Source organism: Streptomyces sp. NPDC093568 (assembly GCF_044764945.1).
GTDB lineage: Bacteria > Actinomycetota > Actinomycetes > Streptomycetales > Streptomycetaceae > Streptomyces.
In genome coordinates, this window is sequence record NZ_JBIWJD010000001.1 from 2,210,186 (window position 1) to 2,226,956 (window position 16,771).

Consider the following 16,771-nt stretch of genomic DNA (forward strand, 5'->3'; position numbering starts at 1 on the left):
GCCTCGCCAGCGGATATGAAGGTCTGGTCAGGCCGCTGTCAGCGTCCCGTCCGCCCGATTACTGTCCTGGCCATGTGCGCGGATGTCCTGGTTGCGGAAGACGATGTCAAACAGGCCGAGATCATCGGCCACTACCTACGGCGGGAAGGCCACACCGCCCGAGTGGTCCATGACGGACGCGCCGCGCTGGAGGAGGTCCGGCGCCGGGCACCCGACCTGGTCGTCCTCGACGTGATGATGCCGAGGGTGGACGGTCTCGACGTCTGCCGCATCCTGCGCCGGGATTCCGACCTCCCGGTCCTCATGCTCACCGCCCGCACCGCCGAGGACGACCTGCTGCTGGCCTTCGACCTCGGCGCGGACGAATACATGACCAAACCGTACAGCCCTCGTGAACTGATGGCCCGGATACGCAATGTGCTCAAACGCCGCGCCCGGCAGCACCTGGACGCTCCGGCCGGCGATCCCCCCGGGCCCGGTACGCTGCGATCCGGTGCCGTCGAGGTCGATCTGCGTCGGCACACGGTGACCGTGGACGGCCGTCAAGTGACCTGCACCGCAGGTGAGTTCGCGATTCTGGCCACCATGGCGGCCGCCCCCGGACAGGTCTTCAGCCGCCGTCGGCTGCTGGAGATCGGCCACGGCTCCGCCGCCTTCATCACCGAGCGCACCATCGACGTACACGTCCTGAACCTGCGCAAGAAGATCGAACCGGACCCGAGCCGGCCCGTTCACCTGCTCACCGTGTTCAAAGTGGGCTACAAGCTCAACGACCGACCCGCGGAGGAGAGCGTGACAGGAGAAGCGGTCCGCGATGCCCGCTGACCGGCCCGCCGCCGGGCGACGGCCCCACCACAGCCTGCTGTTCCGACTGGTCGCCTCCTCCCTGCTCATCGTCATCTGCGCCGTCGCGGCGACCGCGTGGCTCGCCGTCAGGAGCACCACGAGCGCCGTACGGCAGCAGCAGGGGCAGGTGCTCAGGGACGACACCTCGATCTACCGGGCCATGGTGTCCTACGCGGCCACGCACCCCGACTGGAGCGATGTGGATCCTGTGGTGCGCGATCTGGCCAACCGCACCGGCTACCGCATCACGCTGATGCCCCAGGACGGTACGCGCCGGGCCGTCACCACGTGGCCGCCCGGTACGACCGACCCCGGGACGCCGTTCGCCGTCATCGACCCGTTGCGGGTGGCGTCCACGCCGTCAACTCCGTCCACTTCGGCGGAGGAAGGCGGAATCCATCCGGAGGCCCTGGGCCCGTACCGCCTCTCCGCCGGTGAACGACTGCGACTGGCCGAGCGAGCCGACGGCGTGGCCCGATGCCTGGAGTCGGCGGGTGTCGCCCACACACGGTCACTCGGCCCCAACGGCCGTCCCCGCATCGCGCCGGTCGAGGAGCCCGGACTCCAGTCTCGGATAGACGGAACCGACGGGTTCCGGGCGAAGGTCGCGGACAACTGCGGTGTCCCCGAGCTGGACCGGCCCACCCCCGGTGAACGCGATGCCCTCACCGCGCTCAACTCACTCCTCGGTTCCTGCCTCACGCGCCAGGGCCTGCTTGCCTTCCGCGTCGGCCTGGACTTCCAGCCCACCTCCGCCTCCGCCACGGCCCGCACCTCAGCGGGACGCGCCTGCGTCGAGTCCGCCCGGCGCGAGCAGCTCGCCCCGCATGTGGCGCCCGCCATGATGCTGTACGTCACCGGTCCCGGCACCACGCCCGACGGGTTCGACCTCTCGCGGGCCAACGTCCTGCGCATCATCGGCGTCACCGCTACGGTCCTGCTGCTCGCGATCGTCGTGACAGTGCTGAACGGTACCCGTCTGACCGGCCCGCTGCGGGCCCTGACCCGTGCGGTCCGGGAGGGCGCCGACACACCGGTACGGCCGCGCGGGCGGGACGAGATCGGCCGCCTGACCACCGCCTTCAACGAACTGACGGCGCTGCGGGTGCGCACCGAACAGCAGCGCCGGGCTCTGGTCGGCGACATCGCCCACGAGCTGCGCACCCCCCTGAGCACGATGCGCAGCACTCTCGAAGCGGGCCAGGACGGCGTGATACCGGTCGACGGGCGGCTCACGGCGTCCCTGCTGGAGGAGACCCTGCTGCTCCAGCACATCATCGAGGACCTCCAGGACCTCGCCGCCGCCGACGCGGGCACGCTGCGGCTGCGTCCGGAATCCGTCGACGTGCGCGGCGTCCTCGACCACGTCGCCGCGGTCCACCGCACCGCCGCCGAAGGCTCGGGCGTCACGGTCACGGTCACCGCACGGGACGCGCTCGACGTGTCCGCGGACCCTGTGCGACTGCGCCAGATACTCGGCAACCTCGTCTCCAACGCGGTCCGTCACACCACGGCCGGCGACACCATCACGCTGAGCGCCCGGCGCGAGGGCCCCTTGGTGACCGTCGACGTGGCGGACACCGGTTCCGGGATCGCTCCGGAGCACCTGCCGTACGTCTTCGACCGCTTCTGGCGCGCGGACAAGTCCCGCAACCGCAGCACCGGCGGCAGCGGCCTCGGCCTGGCGATCGCACGCAAACTCACCGAGGCACACGGAGGCACGCTGACCGTCACCAGCGCCCCCGCCCACGGCACCGTGTTCACGGTACGGCTGCCCTGACAGCGGCCCGGGTCCTACCCGGTCGGTGCCCGCAGCCAGGGCATCGGGTCCACGTACTGTCCGTCCAGGAGGACCTCGAAGTGCAGGTGGGGGCCCGTGGACAGGCCGGTGGAACCGACCCGGCCGACCGGGGAGCCCACCGACACCGACTGGCCCTGGACGACCCGGATCGCGGACAGGTGGCTGTAGGTCGTCTCCAACCGCTTGCCCGCGATGGTTCCGTGGTAGATCACCACGCGATTTCCGTACGCGGGCGTCACTCCGGCGAACTCCACCCGGCCCGAGCGCGCGACGGACACCAGCGCACCTTGGGGCCCACCGAAATCCACGCCCGTGTGCAGCTTGGTCACTCCGGTGAGCGGGTGTTCGCGTCTCCCGAAGGCTGAGGTGACAGTGGGGGTGCGGATGGGAGCGGACATGAGCGCCGACGCGGTCGGGCCCTCGGTCGCTTCGGGGTTCTGCCGCACGAGCGACTCGTACTGCGCAAGCCGCGCCTCGACCTCGTCGAGGACGTCACGGGCGGCGGCCGGAACCCGGCCCGCTCGGGCCACCGCGTCCGTACCCACGGTGTGAGCGGCGAGGGTCAGGTCGACGAGGTCCCCGTTGACGGTGCCGCGGGTCCTGAGGACGGTCACCTCCCGCGCGAGCGAGCAGTCCTGTCGGCCCAGTGCCATGATCGCGTCCACCGGATCGCGCGGCGAGGAACGTCCGCTGCCGTTGTCGTCGCGGCCCCACTTCTTCCACTGGGCGTCGGTGAAGCGCGCGATGCCCTGCCGCGACACGCTCGGGGTGTCGTCGTTCCACCCGGAGAGCTGGTCGATCTGGGCGGCGAGAACCGCGGGCGTGACAACCGGGCAGTCGCGGGTCGCCTCGCGCAGCCAGGGGACGTAGGAGCCGTTGACCTTGGCACCCACCGTATCCGTGACGCTGGACCCACCGGACGGCCCCGGAGACAGGTGATCGCTCCGCAGAGCCAAGAACGTCGACACTCCGGCCACCGCGACCAGACTCGGCATGACGACGAGCGTGAAGAGACCGGGGCCATGTCGGCGCGGGCGCCGATCGGCACGATCGGGACGACTCAACGCGCCTTTGCCAGCCGCTGGTTTGTCCGCGTCCTGTTCCTTGACGAGGGGAGTGCCTTCCGCCACGCTCCGAGCCTAGGGATCAAGCGCCGTGCCATGACAGGACCTTGCGGCCAAGCTCAGTGCCCCAAAGGGCAGTTCTCGGTCCGACCTGGTATGCGCGCACCCGTCGTGGGACTCCCCGGCCTCTCACGCGGAGGAGAGCAGCTTGACTCGGCGGGCGTACCGGGCCCGCTGCCCTTTCGTGAGGACCGTTCGATCCACCACACGGCACCCTGATCTGCCCGCCCGGACCTTCCGTCGTCCACCGCGGGCCCCCCGGCCGAACCCCGCTTGGGCGAACGTGCTCGTCGGCGGCGACATCATCCCGGGACTGGCCCAGCGCTGCGTCGTCGAGATCGCCCGCATCCGACGCCAGCAGCCACCCGTGGGCGCCCGGCTCCGCGCCATGTCGGGCGACGAGCTGATCAACGTGCTGCTCAAGGACTTCATCCGGCCACAGGCGATGTCGCAGAAAACGGTCCCCTTTTCACGCGCGGACGTCGAGTTCAAGAACCGGCGCCCCTGAGAGGGCGTTCCGTCGGTCTCCTGTCGCGGCCTCGTTCGGTTCGGGTGCGGAAGCCTTGGCGGGTGAGGCATCCGATGCGACTGCGGGTGACGTTCATGGACGCCCGTTCCCTACCGCTGCCACGTTGTGTCCGTACGGCCGCTGAACCCTGCCCGCGGATACCTGGCCCTCGGCCGCACCTTGCGTCCACAGTGAGTCGACCGGTCACCCGAGGAAGGCATATGCACGCAACAGACAGAGACAAGAACACCGCCGAGGCCGCACCCAGGGGCGTCCCCAACCGCCGGCCCGAGACTCTGGACGGCAGATCGCCGCTCCACGCGCTGCAGCGCAGTGCGGGCAACGCCGCGGTCGTCCAGTTCCTCCGCCGATCCGGCGGCGCCCAAGGGCAGAATCCCCACCGGCACGGGGTCGGTTGCGGCCACCGGACAGCGCAGTCCCAGATCCAGCGCGCCGCCGTCCACGATGTCCTGCGCGAGGGCGGCCGCCCCCTGGACGACGCCACCCGCAGCGACATGGAAGCACGGCTCGACGCCGACTTTTCCGACGTCCGTATCCACACCGGCGGCGCCGCCCAGGCGTCCGCGGCGGAGCTGGGTGCCCGTGCCTACACCTCCGGCAACCACGTGGTCATCGGGGCCGGCGGCGCGGACAAGCACACCCTGGCCCATGAGCTGACCCACGTCATCCAGCAGCGCTCGGGCCCCGTGGGCGGCACGGACCGCGGCGACGGACTGCGCGTGAGCGATCCGTCCGACCGCTTCGAACGTGAGGCCGAGGCGAACGCCATCCGTGCCCTGTCCGGGAGCGCGCCGGTGAGCCGTGCGGTGCAGCGGGCCGACGCCTCGCCGACGCGAGCCGACGCGGCGCCGCAGGTGCAGCGGATGGAGGCGATCAAGAAGCAATTCAGCGCCGCAGTAAGCCTCTTCGGGCTCCGCAGAGACGAGGTGGCCACCGGCGCCCCCCGCCAGAAGGCCGCCCAGCACATCCGCGATGTGCTGAAGGCGCGAGGGCTCGAGGGTGAGGACACGGTGGGCTCAAGCGTTGCCGATGCCATTGACGGCATCAGGACGGTGGCGGGTGAGCACGGGTCCCGGGATATCCACACCGTGTTCACGCAGCCCGAACTGGCGGAGCTGTACGCGATCCGCAACAGCGACCCGCGCTCGAAGGAGGCACACGAGAAGATCGCCGAGTTGGAGCGGGAGTACTGGCTGGCGCAGCACAAGGCGAACCCGACGAGGGGCACGCAGATCGCGATCGACGTGGATGTACAGACCCGTGCGCGCCTGCAGAGGACGGTCGGCGGCACCACCATGTACATGCGCCAGTTCCAGGAAGCCTTCCGCAAGAGCATGGGCGACGAATGACGTCCTCCGCGGACACGGGGGCCGGCACCTCGGTGCGTTCGGGCCCGGCCAGGACGCGGCGGCGGTCCCCGCGACCGGTCCCTGACGCTGTTGGATGACGTGCGTCAGCTCATGGCCAGGGTGTGCTGGTCCGCACCTCCGGAACCGATGACGATGTGGTTGCCGGAGGTGTAGGCGCGGGCTCCCACGTCGGCCGCCGAACGCTGGGCGGCCGGCTCGGTGTGCAGCCGTACGTCGGAGAAGTCCGCCCGGAGACGGGCTTCGATGTCGGTGCGGTTGGCGGGGGCGAGCGGCTGCCCCGGAGTACGGAGCACGCTCCGCACAGTCCTCTGGACGTGCTCGCCGCTTCCGCGTCTGCCGCACGCTCCGTTCGGATCGTCTGCAGGACGGCGGCATTGCCGACCGACCACTGGAGGTCGGGCGGGGCCGCGGGGTTCGTGGGGGCAAGGCGCCGAGCACGGCCATCACGGGTGAGCAGGAGGAGCGTCAGCAGGCGCTGCGGCAGTTCGCGTTCGAGGGCGAGTCGGCTCTCCATTTCTACCAGTCGATCTGCAAGACACTCCAGGCAGCGCCGCTCCGACGAACACGGCGGTCGGGAGGAAGGGGCCCAGCGCAAGCCACACGGCGCCTGGTAGGACTCCGTCACCGGCTCCCTACGTGTTTCTCTTGTTGTGCTTCTTGATACCGGAGTGCAGGTCATTGGGGTTGTTCGGCAGCAACAGGTTTCGGCCGGGCGGGCTGTGCCCGGTGGCGGCCTTGTGCACCCCGATCGCGAAGTCGGTGCAGTTGTAGCGCAGCAGGTTGTATTCCCGGTTCAGATTCTCCTGAATGTACTTCTGGGCTTTCGAGAACTGCTTCTGCGTGAGGGGGACTGACAGTTCGGTGGTCGCGTTGCTCGGATCGTCATAGTTCATCCTTACTTCCCCGGGCACGCTCTGGTGCGGCGCATCCTGATTGATCTGTCCGCCCTTGGGATAAAAGCCTGCAGAGGACTCGAACTTGTTGTCCTTGTAGAACGCCACCCAGGAGTGACCGACCCGCTGAAGGTAGTTCTCGTCACGGAAACTGGCACTCTTCCGCACCAGAATGCGCAGCGTGATGGGGTCGTCCCCGGCCACCTGCTCCTGCTGCGCAGCCTCCGTCGTGGGTCCAGCTGCCAACTCCCCGGTCGCCGGCACCCGGATTCTGCTGAGCTCCCCCTCCTCGTTCCACTCCCAGCCAGGCGGTGGCGCAACGCGCTGTCGGGCCGCGGCCGCGGCCGCGTCGGCCCAGTCGGGCACCCGCTGGACGACCTGAGCGGCAGCGGGCACGACAGCACCTGCTCCGCGCCGCACGGGCTGCGCCGTGAACTCCTCGTCGGTGGTTGCCGGAGTGGTCGTGATCCGCTGCACGGGCGCCGCCTCGGTGGGTGCGGGACCGGACATGACACGGCGGGCGTTCTCCTCCGCGGCGCGCTCGAAGCGGTCGGAGGGGTCCGAGACGCTGAGTCCGGAGCCGTTGTCGGTCCCCGCGACCGGTCCCTGACGCTGTTGGATGACGTGCGTCAGCTCATGGGCCAGGGTGTGCCGGTCCGCACCGCCGGAACCGATGACGATGTGGTTGCCGGAGGTGTATGCGCGGGCCCCCACGTCGGCCGCCGAACGCTGGGCGGCCGGCCCGGTGTGCAGCCGTACGTCGGAGAAGTCCGCCCCGAGACGGGCTTCCATGTCGGTGCGGGTGGCGGGGTCGAGCGGCTGCCCAGGGGCACGCAGCACACTCTGCACTGTCCGCTGGACGGACATCCGCGCCGTCCCCGCGCCTGCCGCACGGACCGTGCGGATCGTCTGCGCGACAGCGGCATTGCCGGCCAATCGCTGGAGGACAGGCAGGACCGCGGGGTTCGTGGGCGACAAACCGCCGACTCCGGCCGTCGGACGACCGGCGGTGGGCGGGACGGCGGAACGCGAGGAGGCGTGGTCCCTCGCCTCCTCGCGATGCGAATGCTGCACTGCCACTGACGCTCCCGGGCCCGCGCGGATATGACCAACCACCAACATCGACCGAATGGCTCAGCGTGCCCAGAGCCAAGGGGCCAGGAATTCGCGCAGCCCAGTGCCGAAGGAGGGGCAGATCCGGGTGCGTCCAGGGAAGTGGTGTACGGGTTCGACGCCGCGAGCGAGTGAGCATGTTGCAGGTCAGGCCCGACGCGGTCCGCGACGAGGCCGACGAACCGCGCCGCGTGAGCGCTGCCCACTTCGACATGGCTTCCACCGCCCCCGAGAAGCAGCCGAGCTCCACCGAGACCTGCTGACAACCGGCAGCCCCGGCCGAAACGTTCGTGCTGAGGGGGACGGGGCCGTTTCCCGCACCAGCCGATGAGGCAGACGGCCCATGGTCGTGGGAGGCGTCAGTTGCAGAGCAGGGCCCACCTGTTACTCGATGTACCCCGTCTCCGCGTCCACAAGGGCGAGGAACTCCCGTGCCTCCTGCTCCAGTTCTGACACGCTCAGTGATACGCCCCCGTGCACCAGGATTCCGAAGCCGTATCCGGGGTTCGGGCCGGTGAGCCAAGTGAAGTCGTAGGAGCCCGGTCCATTCTCCCTTACGTCGAACCGGTCCCCGTCAACTGTGATGAACCACCGGCGAATGCGCTGTTCCATGAGCGTCAGTCCGCTGGACGGGCGTCGCTCAGCCGATCGTGAAGGTCGCCGTCTTGTCGTCGAAGGCGGTGTTGCCGCTCTCCGCCGTGGCGAGGGTGGCGACGTGCCAGCGGCCGTGCTCGGACTCCGAGGCATCGGCAGCGTTCACCGTGACCTTGTAGGTGCAGCGGGCGGTGTCCTCACCGGCGGGATTGCATGTGGCCGACTCCGCGGCGGCCAGTTCCTTCTCGGTCAGCCCGTTCTTCGCGAAGGGGCCGTCGGCCGGCCAGGCCAGTACCTTGAGACTCTTGACGCCGGAGGCCGCAGTGACTTCGGTGGTGAAGGTGAGGGATCCCTCGCGGTCCCCGGCGGGGGCCGTGTAGCGGGCGGTGCTGTTCTCCAGGGCGGGCGGTTGCTCCCCGGCGTAGGCCAGGACGAACGCTCCGGCGCCGCCGAGGACGACGAGTGCGGCGGCCGAGCCCAGGATGATGCGTCGAGACATGACAGTTCTCCCCGTGATTGCGTCAACTTGAGCGGCGCCTTCGGCTGCGCCGCTGCATCAATGATCGCCGCGCGGGGCAGCCCGGCCGTAAGTACGCATACTCATCTCTGGATGGGGATTTGGGCGTCGGCCTTGCCCTTTCGTGCAGTTCGCCCTGTGCAGGCTTCGCTCAGCCAACCACCCGGTCCGGAGGGGTACGTAGGGGGCGAGCGGGATCACCGGACGTCAGCGGAGGCGTTCATCAGGGGGCCGCGCAGCCCCTTTGGGTACCTGGTGCTCGCCACCGGCCGCATCTGCCTGCACAGCCACGGAGCCGTGCTCAAGACGTGTGGATCGGGTCGGGGAGGATGCTCCTTGCTGATGGGCGTGGCCCTGGTGCCGCTGCGGCAGGTCCCCGGCACCCGCAAGTACGTCGCCTACCTCCCCGAAGGGCCCGTCGCCGACTGGAACGACCATGACATCGACGGCTGGCTCGGCCCGCTTCTCGAACACCTGCGCAGCGCGGACGCCTTCGCCGACTGCGGCGCGGCCTCGGCGATCCGGCGGTCGGCGGTCCCGCCGCGCCAGTGCAGTTCCACCGGCCCGCGTACGTTCGCGTCCCAGCCGGCTGGGATCAGCGGACCCTCGGCCGAGCTGGGCGCGTTCCTCGACTCTCGCTTGGTGGGATAGAGGACCGGCGCCTCCGGCTCCACGGCCTCGCGTACGTCGATGACGGCGGGCAGGATCTCGTAGTCCACCCGGACCTGTTCGGCCGCCGCCTGCGCCGCGTCGGACGTCTCGGCGGCGACGGCGGCGATCGGCTGGCCGACGTAGCGCACCGTACGGTCGGCCGGCAGCAGGTCGACCAGCTTCCGCTCGCCGGACACCGACCGGACGCGCGCGAAGGCGTGCCGGGAGCGGACGATGACGCCGTGCAGCAGACCGGGCGGGCGGATGTCCGTGGTGTACCGGGCCGCGCCGGTGATCTTCTCCATGGCGTCCACGTGGACCGGCGCGGCTTCATCGGCATCGTGGGCCCCGGGTGCACGCTGCGGCGACGGCCGCGTAGATCCCCTCGTACGCGCCGCAGCGGCACAGATGCCCCGCCAGCGCGGCGCCGATCTCGGCCCGGGACGGGGCGGTGTCCCCGTGCCCCGCCCGCCACCGGTCCACGAAACTCGCGGCCTCCATAAAGAACCCGGGCGTGCAGTAACCGCACTGCAGGGCGTCATGGGCGGCGAACGCCCGCTGTACCGGATGCTCGCCGCGCAGACCTTCCACCGTTGTGACGGACGTGCCCTCCCACGCCGTCACCGGGGTCAGGCACGCCACCCTGGGCACCCCGTCGACGTGGGCCGTGCACGCCCCGCACACCCCCGCCCCGCACACCAGCTTCGTTCCCGTGAGGTCCAGGTTCTCGCGCAGGAGGTGGACGGTTGTGACGTCCGGCTCGCTCCCGAGCCGATGCGTGGTTCCGTTCACCGTGACTTCCATGGGCACCTTCCTTGGCAGGGGAGGGTCGCGTACCTGTGATGTGCCGTGTCACAACCCTGATCGGGCAGCCCGCTGTGCGGGTCCCCTGGTCTGCACAGCTGTTGGCCCGCAGCGCACCGGGACCCTGGCCGTGCAGCAGGTGATCGAGGCCGGTCTGGTCGAACTCGCCGGACCCCAGCTGCGGTTCCGCCACCCGCTGATGCGCTCGGCCATCTACTCACAGTCGCCGCTCGCGCTAAGCCTCGCCGTGCACACCGCCCCGGCCGAGCAGTTGGTGGACTCCCCGGACCGGCGGCTGTGGCACCGGGCCGCCGCCGTCCTGGGCACCGACGAGGCCGTGGCCGCCGAGCTGGAGGCGTATGCGACCCGCTCCCGCAAGCGGGGCGCGCTGATGGCCGCGGTCGCCGCGGTGCGCCGGGCCGCCGGGCTCGCCGAGAGCACGCCGCGCCGTACCGCGCTCTTCCTCTACGCCGCCGAACTGGCCTGCGAGGTCGGGCAGCGCAGCGTGGCCGCCGACCTCGCCGCGCGGGCCGACCCGCAGGCCCTCGGTCCGGTGGAGCGCGGGCGGCTGGCGGCCGTGCACGAGATCACCGCACCCGGCGATCTGCGGGACGAGGACCGGGTCCGCACCCTCGTCGAGCGGGCCGGCGAGGCACGCGAGGCGGGCGACGTCACCCTGGCCGTCAACCTGCTGTGGCGGGCGGCCTCCCGGTGCTGGTGGGCATGCCTGTCCGACCCGGTACGGCAGGCCGTGGCCGACGCCGTACGGCCGTTGGAGTTGGACCCCGACGATCCGCGCCGGCTGGCCATCCTCGGCTTCGCGCTGCCCGAGGTCCACGGCCAGGAGGTGCTCACCCGCATCGGCCGGCTCACCGCCGAGCGGACGGACGCGCAGGCGCTGCGCTTCCTGTGCAGCGTCACGGTCGTACTCGGCGACTACCACCGGGCCTCCGCGTACGTCAGTACGGCCGCCGCCTGCCGGGCGTCGGTACAGCTGGCGCTGCTCTCGCGCACGCTCGGCGCCGGCGACTTCTGCCGGGTGTGGACGGGGGAGTGGGACCTCATACGGACCGAGGCCCGCGAGGCCGGCGAACTGGCGGCCGAGACGGGCGACCACTTCTCCTTCCATGAGCTGTCGTCTCGGACCTTCGGATGGTCGGGCGACGGTGCCTGGGACACCCTGCTGATCGACATGGAGCGGATCGGAATGCCGGTGGACCATGTGCTGAAGGCCTCGTTCCAGTTGCGCGCGAGTCCGCTGTACGACCTGATACGCGGCAGCACCTGGACGGGTTGTGGCCCAACGCCGCGCAGCTGGAGGCCGATCCGGGCGCGCAGGTCCTGGCGAACGCCACCACGGAGCTGGTCCGCGGGCTGCTGCTGTCCGCCCTGCACGACGAGCGGACGCCTGTCACCAGAGGGGTGATGGACGACACGCTCCTGACCCGCGTGATCGCCTACGCGCGCCGCCACCTCGCCGACCCTGATCTGACTCCCGAGCGGCTGGCGAAGGAGCACGCGATCTCCGTGCGCCGGCTCTATCTGCTCCTCAACCAGGCCGGCATCAGCCTTGAGCAGTGGCTGATCACCGAGCGGCTGGAGAAGGCCCGGGGCATGCTGGCCTCGGCCCGCTACGACCGCCTCACCATCGCGGCGGTCTCCGCCCGCTGCGGGTTCAGCAGCCCCAGTCACTTCAGCAGCAGCGCCGGGCGCTGGCCGCCCTGCCCTCGGTGCTGCCGCTCGGCGAGCGGCTGGAGGGGTACCCGAGCCCCGGCCGTGTCGCACGGCTTCCCCTCCATAGTGCGTACGGCGCTCAGCAACACCGCGCGCAGTGCGGCGATCCGGCGCCGGAGGAAGCCGAAGACCTCGGCACTGGAGGAGTCCACCCACTGCAGGTCGTCGAGGACGACCAGCAACGGCCGTCGGCGGGCAGCCTGTTCGAGGAGTGCCAGGGCGGTGGCGGCCACCGGGAACGCGCCGGGCAGCGGGCCTTCGCCCTGCCCGAACGGCCGCCAGGTCCACTACGCGATGAGCGGGCCGCTCGACCAGGTCCGCCGGGTGGTGCGGAAGTCGGAGCGTTCCTCCAGCGCGGCCAGCAGATCGGTCACGTCGGCTGGGGATCGAGGCAGCCGTGGCGACAGCGCACGCGACCTTCGCACGCCCAGCAGCGCCGATTCAGCGGCTCTTCGAGGCTCGGCGGCGGTGGACGGCAAATCCACGGTGGACGGCAAATCCACCCAGGACAACTACCTTGAGGAGGAGGACCGCCAGTACGCCGCCGACGGCCCAGCCGGTCCACTGCCAGGTCGACAGCATGGCACCGCCAAGGCCCAGGTGCGCTGCGAGGAGCACGACGATCGTCCCGATCCCTATCACCTCGAGGTGCCTCCGGCGCGGCGCCGGTTCCTCTGCCCGTGCCCCGGCCGCACCGACGGTTTCGTCTTTGTCCGCTATGGCGGGAGTCTCTGATCGCTGCCAGTGCACCTGCAACCCGTCACGGCGGCCGAACCTCTCAATGTGACCGGCGACGAGGTCCTGAAGCAGCCTCAGTTCCTTCTCCCCGGTGGCCTCCACTCGCAAGATCAGGGCATGCGCTGCGGCCCGCAGCGTGATCCCGCCCCAGGGAAGGATGACTTCCCCTTCCGTCTCGGACCAGGTCACCTGCGCCTGCTCCGCCACCGTCCGCATCTCGCGGAGCGCCTGCGCGTCACCGCCCTGGTGGGTGTGCATCCTCCGGCCGAGGTGGCGTCCCTTGTGGGAGAAGTGCTTGCAGAGCTGGACCAGATAGCGACTGGGGCGCTCGGTCTCGACGCGGGCTTCGGTGGCGGGCATGACGTTCCTTCACGGTCCGGTGGGGTCAGGTGCGGGTGAGGGCCACCAGCCACGCCCGAATGCCGTCCGGGTCCGTGGTGATGTCGATCGTGGACGGTTCGATGGAGTCGATCCGCCATCCGTCGGCGAACGCGGCTTCAATCTCCGCTCGTGTCAGCCTGTGCGGTCCCCACTCGCCCGGCTGTGAGTCGCTGAAGCCGAGCATGAAGTAGCGGCCACCGGGCGGTACGGCGAAACGCAGAGCGTCGACGTAAGCGGCGCGGTCGGCGCCGTCGAAGACGTGGAAGAGTCCGCAGTCGAGCACGGTGTCGAAAAACTCGCCGAGTTCGGCCAACCGCCGGGCGTCGTGGCGGAGGAAGCGCACCGTACGGCCTCGGGCACGCGCCTTCTCCGCTGCCGTGGTCAGGGCGTTTTCTGCGAGGTCGACGCCGGTCGCAACAAGGCCGAGCCCCGACGCCATGATCGCGTGCTCGCCCGTTCCGCAGCCGACGTCCAGGACGTGGCCCCGGAGTACGCCGGCCTCGGCGAGGGCCGAGAAGGCCGGTTGGGGGCGGTCGATGTCCCAGGGCGGCCGGGTGGCATACAGGTCCTCGGCCCTGTGCCCTGCCGTGGTGCCGGGCTCGGGGTGGCTGGTCGAGCCAGTCATGGTCGTGCCCTCCCTCAGGCGGGTCGTCAAGGTCCTCTGCAACTGCTTCAGCTTTATCGAGACAGATTGTCTATGTCAATCCATTCTGTCACTGCCGCGCCGGACCGTATACTGAATCCCGTGCCCAAGCTGTGGACCGAGACGATCGACGCACACCGCGCCGCCGTACGTGATGCGGTCCTGGAGACCACCGCGGTGCTGGTCGCCGAGCACGGGCTGACGTCGGTGACGATGTCGCGGATCGCCAAGGACTCCGGAATCGGCCGCGCGACGCTGTACAAGTACTTTCCGGACCTCGAGTCGATTCTGCTCGCTTGGCACGAGCGCCAGATCTCCCGGCACCTGGACCATCTCGCCGAGGTCCGGGACCGCGCCGAGGGCGCCGGTGAGCGGCTCGAGGCCGTGCTGCGCGCGTTCGCATTCGTCTCCCACGAGTCGCGTGGGCACCAGGACAGCGACCTCTCGGCTTTCCTGCACCGGGACCGGCAGGTCACGGAGGCTCAGCAGCGACTCCACGGCATGGTCCAAGACCTGCTGGCCGAGGGCGCCCGGACCGGTGAGGTCCGGGACGACATCGCCCCCAGCGAACTCGCCGGCTACTGCCTGCACGCCCTGACCGCGGCCGGTGATCTGCCGTCCGTGGCCGCGGTCCACCGGCTCGTCACGGTTACTCTCACAGGGGTGCGCCCCGACCCCGCCGACCCCTCGGAACGGTCCCGAGGCAACGGCGACTCCGCACACCTGCCGCACCGTCACGGGCACCACTCGACCCACGGTCATCGCCCTGCCGGTTCGTGATCCAGCGCCGCATTACGGCGGCTGAATCCACCGAGCGCTTTGGCGCACGGATCAGTGACTGTGCCGCATCCGGTGGCGCTGTGGCCCGAGAACGTCGCTACCTTCGGCACGGCCGACGACGGCGGCCGCTGGCAACGGCCCGCCGTGCCCGACCGACAGAGCCGTCGGGTGTCGGCGTTACGGTGCCGCGGGGCTCGCGAGCAGGTCGGCGAGGTGGTCGAGTACGCCCGGCCAGCCGTGCCCCATGCCGTCGAAGGCGGCCTTGCCGAGCGGGGAGTCGAGGTCGAAGCCCTCGTGGGTGAGGAAGAGTCGGGTTCCCTGGCCCTCGGGTTCCAGGCGCCAGGTGACGGTGGTGTCGATGTGACCCTCGGCGAAGCTGTAGCGGAGCAGACGCTCCGGGTCGACCGCGAGGACCTGGCAGGGCTGCTCGCCCCAGGGGCCCATGTCGAGGGTGAAGCGGTGGCCGACAACGGGGCGTACGTCGCCGGCCGCCCACCAGCGGGCGTGCAGTTCGGGGTCGGTCAGTGCCTTCCAGACCGTGGCCGGGGAGTGGGGCAGGAACTGGTCGCAGTGGATGACGGGAGCGCCGTCGGCGGGTGCGGAGGTCATGGCGGGGTGTCCTTGCTGATCTGGTCGGTCTGGTTCGCGTCGAGCCCCTGCTCCGCGAGCTCTTCCTCGTCGAGGAGGTCGCGCAGCGAGCGCATGCGTGCACGCCAGTAGTGCTCGAAGGGGTGCAGCCACTCGCTGACTTCCGCCAGCGGCGTCGGTTCCAGGTGGTAGAAGCGCTGCCGCCCGCGCGGCTCCTCCCGGACGAGCCGGGCCTGGCGGAGCACCTGGAGATGCTCGGAGATCGCCGGCCGGCTCAGTTCGAAACGGCCGGCGAGGTCATTGACCGCACGCGGCCCTTCCCGCAGGGCATCGAGCAGCCGGCGCCGTACGGGGTTGGCGAGTGCGCTGAAGACGTCCGAGGGCATGGCCGCCACCATAGGTCGGAGATTTCCGACGCGTCAAGGATTTCCGACGCGTCGAGTGGGGGGGGCAGTTCCCGGCACTCGTGGAGCGGAGGTGTCGTGGTGGCGAGCGCCGACGCCGGTCGGGTCGGCCGCGGCTTATGCCTGTCGGCCGGGAAGCGCTCGCGGCAGCCCGAACCATGGAAGCACGCTGTTGTCGAAGCGGGTGAAGGCACAGATCCGGTCGCCGGTGAGGGTGAGGACGAACAGGCCGCTCCCCTGGCGGATGCCGGTGGAGGAGCGAAGGTAGGCCCCGAACGCCGGCTGGCCGTTGGCCCGCGTGGGCACGAGGTCGACCCTCCTGCCCGAGCTGAAGATGCCGGTGAAGAGACGCGCCACGACGTCGCGGCCCTGGTATTCAAGGGGAATCGGTGGCATCGAGATGAAGGCGTCGTCGGTGAGCAGGGCGAGCAGCGCGTCCAGATCCCCGGACTCGTAGGCGCGGACGAACTCGGCCACGAGCGCCTGCTCGGAGGCCCCGCCGGGGGCGGGAGCCGGTTCGGGCTCGTGGGAGGGTGGTTGCCCGCGCTTGAGGCTCGCGCGGGCCCGTTTGACGGCACTGTGCACCGACGCGACGGTCGAGTCGAGCATGTCGGCGACCTCGGTCGCGTGGAATCCGAGGACGTCGCGGAGGATGAGCACGGCGAGCTGGCGAGGCGGCAGTACCTGCAGAGCGGTCACGAAGGCGAGGGAGATGGCTTCGGTCTGTTCGTACCGGGCCTCCGGGCCGAGCGGCGTGTCGATCGCCCCTTCGAGCAGGGCGTCGGGATACGGCTCGAGCCAAACGACCTTGCCGAGCCGGGTCGGCTCCGGCGGTTCAACACCGGGCATATCCCATTCTCGGGCTCGGCGCCTGCTCGCCGACCGACGCGCGTTGAGGCATCTGTTGGTGGCGATCCGGTAGAGCCATGAGCGGATCGAGGCGCGTCCCTCGAACCCGCCGAGGCCCTGCCAGGCGGCCAGCAGTGTGTCCTGCAGGGCGTCCTCGGCGTCCTGCAGCGAACCGAGCATCCGGTAGCAGTGCACGTGCAGCTCCCGACGGTACGGCTCGGTCAGCTCCCGGAACGCCTCGCCGTCCCCGGCCCGCGCCCTGGTGATCAGCTCGGTTGTCACCACGCCACCTCGCCTCCCGTCTCTCCCGCACCCGGTCGCTGTTCCATGCTGCGTAGACACCGGGCGAGCGGCGAACCGGGCGGTTGGCGGACGCCCACTTTGCGGACGTGGCGGTGTCTGCATCATCGAC

The 16,771-nt window shown here is 70.4% G+C and carries 20 protein-coding genes and 2 pseudogenes; 8 read left to right on the top strand and 14 right to left on the bottom strand.

Going from position 1 to position 16,771, the window contains the following annotated elements; genetic code table 11:
- The first annotated feature begins 72 nt into the window (after positions 1-72).
- Complete coding sequence (locus ACIRD7_RS08820; RefSeq protein ID WP_403451407.1) at positions 73-825, top strand: response regulator transcription factor; 753 nt, start codon at positions 73-75, stop codon at positions 823-825.
- Entirely contained in the window at positions 815-2,626 is a 1,812-nt protein-coding gene (locus ACIRD7_RS08825) for a sensor histidine kinase (protein WP_403451409.1), read from the top strand. The genes ACIRD7_RS08820 and ACIRD7_RS08825 overlap by 11 nt, the downstream gene beginning before the upstream one ends.
- A 14-nt stretch (positions 2,627-2,640) precedes the next feature.
- Here ACIRD7_RS08825 and ACIRD7_RS08830 read toward each other — a convergent pair whose 3' ends face one another.
- Complete coding sequence (locus ACIRD7_RS08830; protein WP_403451741.1) at positions 2,641-3,633, bottom strand: M23 family metallopeptidase; 993 nt, start codon at positions 3,631-3,633, stop codon at positions 2,641-2,643.
- A 421-nt stretch (positions 3,634-4,054) separates the two neighbouring features.
- Here ACIRD7_RS08830 and ACIRD7_RS08835 point away from each other — a divergent pair, with 421 nt between their 5' ends.
- Together ACIRD7_RS08835 and ACIRD7_RS08840 are read left to right on the top strand one after the other, a co-directional pair.
- Positions 4,055-4,279 (top strand): hypothetical protein, encoded by a 225-nt coding sequence (locus ACIRD7_RS08835; RefSeq protein WP_403451410.1) that lies wholly within the window; start codon positions 4,055-4,057, stop codon positions 4,277-4,279.
- 221 nt (positions 4,280-4,500) lie between these two features.
- Positions 4,501-5,649, top strand: a complete 1,149-nt coding sequence (locus tag ACIRD7_RS08840; protein WP_403451411.1) for a DUF4157 domain-containing protein — start codon at positions 4,501-4,503, stop codon at positions 5,647-5,649.
- 63 nt (positions 5,650-5,712) lie between these two features.
- Here ACIRD7_RS08840 and ACIRD7_RS08845 read toward each other — a convergent pair.
- Positions 5,713-6,025 (bottom strand): annotated as a pseudogene (locus ACIRD7_RS08845) (DUF4157 domain-containing protein); the annotation flags it as partial.
- Between the two features lie 277 nt (positions 6,026-6,302).
- Positions 6,303-7,499, bottom strand: coding sequence for a DUF4157 domain-containing protein (locus ACIRD7_RS08850; protein WP_403451413.1), 1,197 nt, complete (start codon positions 7,497-7,499; stop codon positions 6,303-6,305).
- A 314-nt stretch (positions 7,500-7,813) separates the two neighbouring features.
- Here ACIRD7_RS08850 and ACIRD7_RS08855 point away from each other — a divergent pair, with 314 nt between their 5' ends.
- Positions 7,814-7,939 carry a hypothetical protein gene (locus ACIRD7_RS08855; RefSeq protein WP_403451414.1) on the top strand — a complete coding sequence of 42 codons (126 nt, stop codon included), beginning with the start codon at positions 7,814-7,816 and terminating at the stop codon, positions 7,937-7,939.
- Between the two features lie 121 nt (positions 7,940-8,060).
- On the opposite strand, the gene ACIRD7_RS08860 is transcribed toward ACIRD7_RS08855, so the two are convergent.
- The 4 genes from ACIRD7_RS08860 to ACIRD7_RS08875 form a co-directional block, all read right to left on the bottom strand.
- Positions 8,061-8,288, bottom strand: a complete 228-nt coding sequence (locus tag ACIRD7_RS08860; RefSeq protein WP_403451416.1) for a hypothetical protein — start codon at positions 8,286-8,288, stop codon at positions 8,061-8,063.
- Positions 8,289-8,316: 28 nt separating this feature from the next.
- On the bottom strand, positions 8,317-8,769 hold the full coding sequence (locus ACIRD7_RS08865; RefSeq protein ID WP_403451418.1) for a DUF5707 domain-containing protein: 453 nt from the start codon (positions 8,767-8,769) through the stop codon (positions 8,317-8,319).
- Positions 8,770-9,185: 416 nt separating this feature from the next.
- Entirely contained in the window at positions 9,186-9,743 is a 558-nt protein-coding gene (locus ACIRD7_RS08870) for a hypothetical protein (RefSeq protein WP_403451419.1), read from the bottom strand.
- Between the two features lie 25 nt (positions 9,744-9,768).
- Positions 9,769-10,242 carry a (2Fe-2S)-binding protein gene (locus ACIRD7_RS08875; protein WP_403451421.1) on the bottom strand — a complete coding sequence of 158 codons (474 nt, stop codon included), beginning with the start codon at positions 10,240-10,242 and terminating at the stop codon, positions 9,769-9,771.
- Between the two features lie 130 nt (positions 10,243-10,372).
- Between ACIRD7_RS08875 and ACIRD7_RS08880 the strand changes: the two genes are divergently transcribed.
- Both ACIRD7_RS08880 and ACIRD7_RS08885 read left to right on the top strand, forming a co-directional pair.
- On the top strand, positions 10,373-11,668 hold the full coding sequence (locus ACIRD7_RS08880; protein ID WP_403451422.1) for a hypothetical protein: 1,296 nt from the start codon (positions 10,373-10,375) through the stop codon (positions 11,666-11,668).
- Positions 11,668-11,889: pseudogene (locus ACIRD7_RS08885) on the top strand (AraC family transcriptional regulator); the annotation flags it as partial. The gene ACIRD7_RS08880 and the pseudogene ACIRD7_RS08885, both read left to right, overlap by 1 nt.
- A gap of 41 nt (positions 11,890-11,930) precedes the next feature.
- On the opposite strand, the gene ACIRD7_RS08890 reads toward ACIRD7_RS08885, so the two are convergent.
- Genes ACIRD7_RS08890 through ACIRD7_RS08905 form a run of 4 tightly spaced genes read right to left on the bottom strand, consistent with a single transcriptional unit; the run spans position 11,931 to position 13,720 of the window.
- Positions 11,931-12,209: a hypothetical protein gene (locus tag ACIRD7_RS08890; RefSeq protein ID WP_403451756.1), complete on the bottom strand. Its 279-nt coding sequence runs from the start codon at positions 12,207-12,209 to the stop codon at positions 11,931-11,933.
- A 54-nt stretch (positions 12,210-12,263) separates the two neighbouring features.
- Positions 12,264-12,401 (bottom strand): hypothetical protein, encoded by a 138-nt coding sequence (locus ACIRD7_RS08895; protein WP_403451758.1) that lies wholly within the window; start codon positions 12,399-12,401, stop codon positions 12,264-12,266.
- Between the two features lie 16 nt (positions 12,402-12,417).
- The gene (locus ACIRD7_RS08900; protein WP_403451424.1) at positions 12,418-13,074 is read right to left on the bottom strand and encodes a DUF2218 domain-containing protein; all 657 of its coding nucleotides are present in this window, start codon (positions 13,072-13,074) and stop codon (positions 12,418-12,420) included.
- A 25-nt stretch (positions 13,075-13,099) separates the two neighbouring features.
- Positions 13,100-13,720 carry a class I SAM-dependent methyltransferase gene (locus ACIRD7_RS08905; RefSeq protein ID WP_403451426.1) on the bottom strand — a complete coding sequence of 207 codons (621 nt, stop codon included), beginning with the start codon at positions 13,718-13,720 and terminating at the stop codon, positions 13,100-13,102.
- 120 nt (positions 13,721-13,840) lie between these two features.
- On the opposite strand from ACIRD7_RS08905, the gene ACIRD7_RS08910 reads away from it, so the two are divergent.
- On the top strand, positions 13,841-14,518 hold the full coding sequence (locus tag ACIRD7_RS08910) for a TetR/AcrR family transcriptional regulator (protein WP_403451428.1): 678 nt from the start codon (positions 13,841-13,843) through the stop codon (positions 14,516-14,518).
- Between the two features lie 177 nt (positions 14,519-14,695).
- Here ACIRD7_RS08910 and ACIRD7_RS08915 read toward each other — a convergent pair whose 3' ends face one another.
- The 3 genes from ACIRD7_RS08915 to ACIRD7_RS08925 all read right to left on the bottom strand — a co-directional run bounded on the left by ACIRD7_RS08915 (position 14,696) and on the right by ACIRD7_RS08925 (position 16,641).
- Positions 14,696-15,127: an SRPBCC domain-containing protein gene (locus ACIRD7_RS08915; protein ID WP_403451429.1), complete on the bottom strand. Its 432-nt coding sequence runs from the start codon at positions 15,125-15,127 to the stop codon at positions 14,696-14,698.
- Positions 15,124-15,492, bottom strand: coding sequence for an ArsR/SmtB family transcription factor (locus tag ACIRD7_RS08920; RefSeq protein WP_403451430.1), 369 nt, complete (start codon positions 15,490-15,492; stop codon positions 15,124-15,126). The genes ACIRD7_RS08915 and ACIRD7_RS08920 overlap by 4 nt, the downstream gene beginning before the upstream one ends.
- A 135-nt stretch (positions 15,493-15,627) precedes the next feature.
- A complete protein-coding gene (locus ACIRD7_RS08925; RefSeq protein WP_403451432.1) occupies positions 15,628-16,641 on the bottom strand; it encodes an RNA polymerase subunit sigma-70 in 1,014 nt (337 codons plus the stop codon).
- Positions 16,642-16,771 lie beyond the last annotated feature (130 nt).

What these genes read in the sequence shown, in the direction of transcription:
- ACIRD7_RS08820 (WP_403451407.1), top strand. Translation starts at nt 73, where the DNA reads ATGTGCGCGGATGTCCTGGTTGCGGAAGACGATGTCAAACAGGCCGAG.
- ACIRD7_RS08875 (WP_403451421.1), bottom strand. Translation starts at nt 10,242, where the DNA reads ATGGAAGTCACGGTGAACGGAACCACGCATCGGCTCGGGAGCGAGCCG.
- ACIRD7_RS08840 (WP_403451411.1), top strand. Translation starts at nt 4,501, where the DNA reads ATGCACGCAACAGACAGAGACAAGAACACCGCCGAGGCCGCACCCAGG.
- ACIRD7_RS08905 (WP_403451426.1), bottom strand. Translation starts at nt 13,720, where the DNA reads ATGACTGGCTCGACCAGCCACCCCGAGCCCGGCACCACGGCAGGGCAC.
- ACIRD7_RS08865 (WP_403451418.1), bottom strand. Translation starts at nt 8,769, where the DNA reads ATGTCTCGACGCATCATCCTGGGCTCGGCCGCCGCACTCGTCGTCCTC.
- ACIRD7_RS08855 (WP_403451414.1), top strand. Translation starts at nt 7,814, where the DNA reads ATGTTGCAGGTCAGGCCCGACGCGGTCCGCGACGAGGCCGACGAACCG.
- ACIRD7_RS08870 (WP_403451419.1), bottom strand. Translation starts at nt 9,743, where the DNA reads ATGGAGAAGATCACCGGCGCGGCCCGGTACACCACGGACATCCGCCCG.
- ACIRD7_RS08915 (WP_403451429.1), bottom strand. Translation starts at nt 15,127, where the DNA reads ATGACCTCCGCACCCGCCGACGGCGCTCCCGTCATCCACTGCGACCAG.
- ACIRD7_RS08825 (WP_403451409.1), top strand. Translation starts at nt 815, where the DNA reads ATGCCCGCTGACCGGCCCGCCGCCGGGCGACGGCCCCACCACAGCCTG.
- ACIRD7_RS08900 (WP_403451424.1), bottom strand. Translation starts at nt 13,074, where the DNA reads ATGCCCGCCACCGAAGCCCGCGTCGAGACCGAGCGCCCCAGTCGCTAT.
- ACIRD7_RS08920 (WP_403451430.1), bottom strand. Translation starts at nt 15,492, where the DNA reads ATGCCCTCGGACGTCTTCAGCGCACTCGCCAACCCCGTACGGCGCCGG.
- ACIRD7_RS08860 (WP_403451416.1), bottom strand. Translation starts at nt 8,288, where the DNA reads ATGGAACAGCGCATTCGCCGGTGGTTCATCACAGTTGACGGGGACCGG.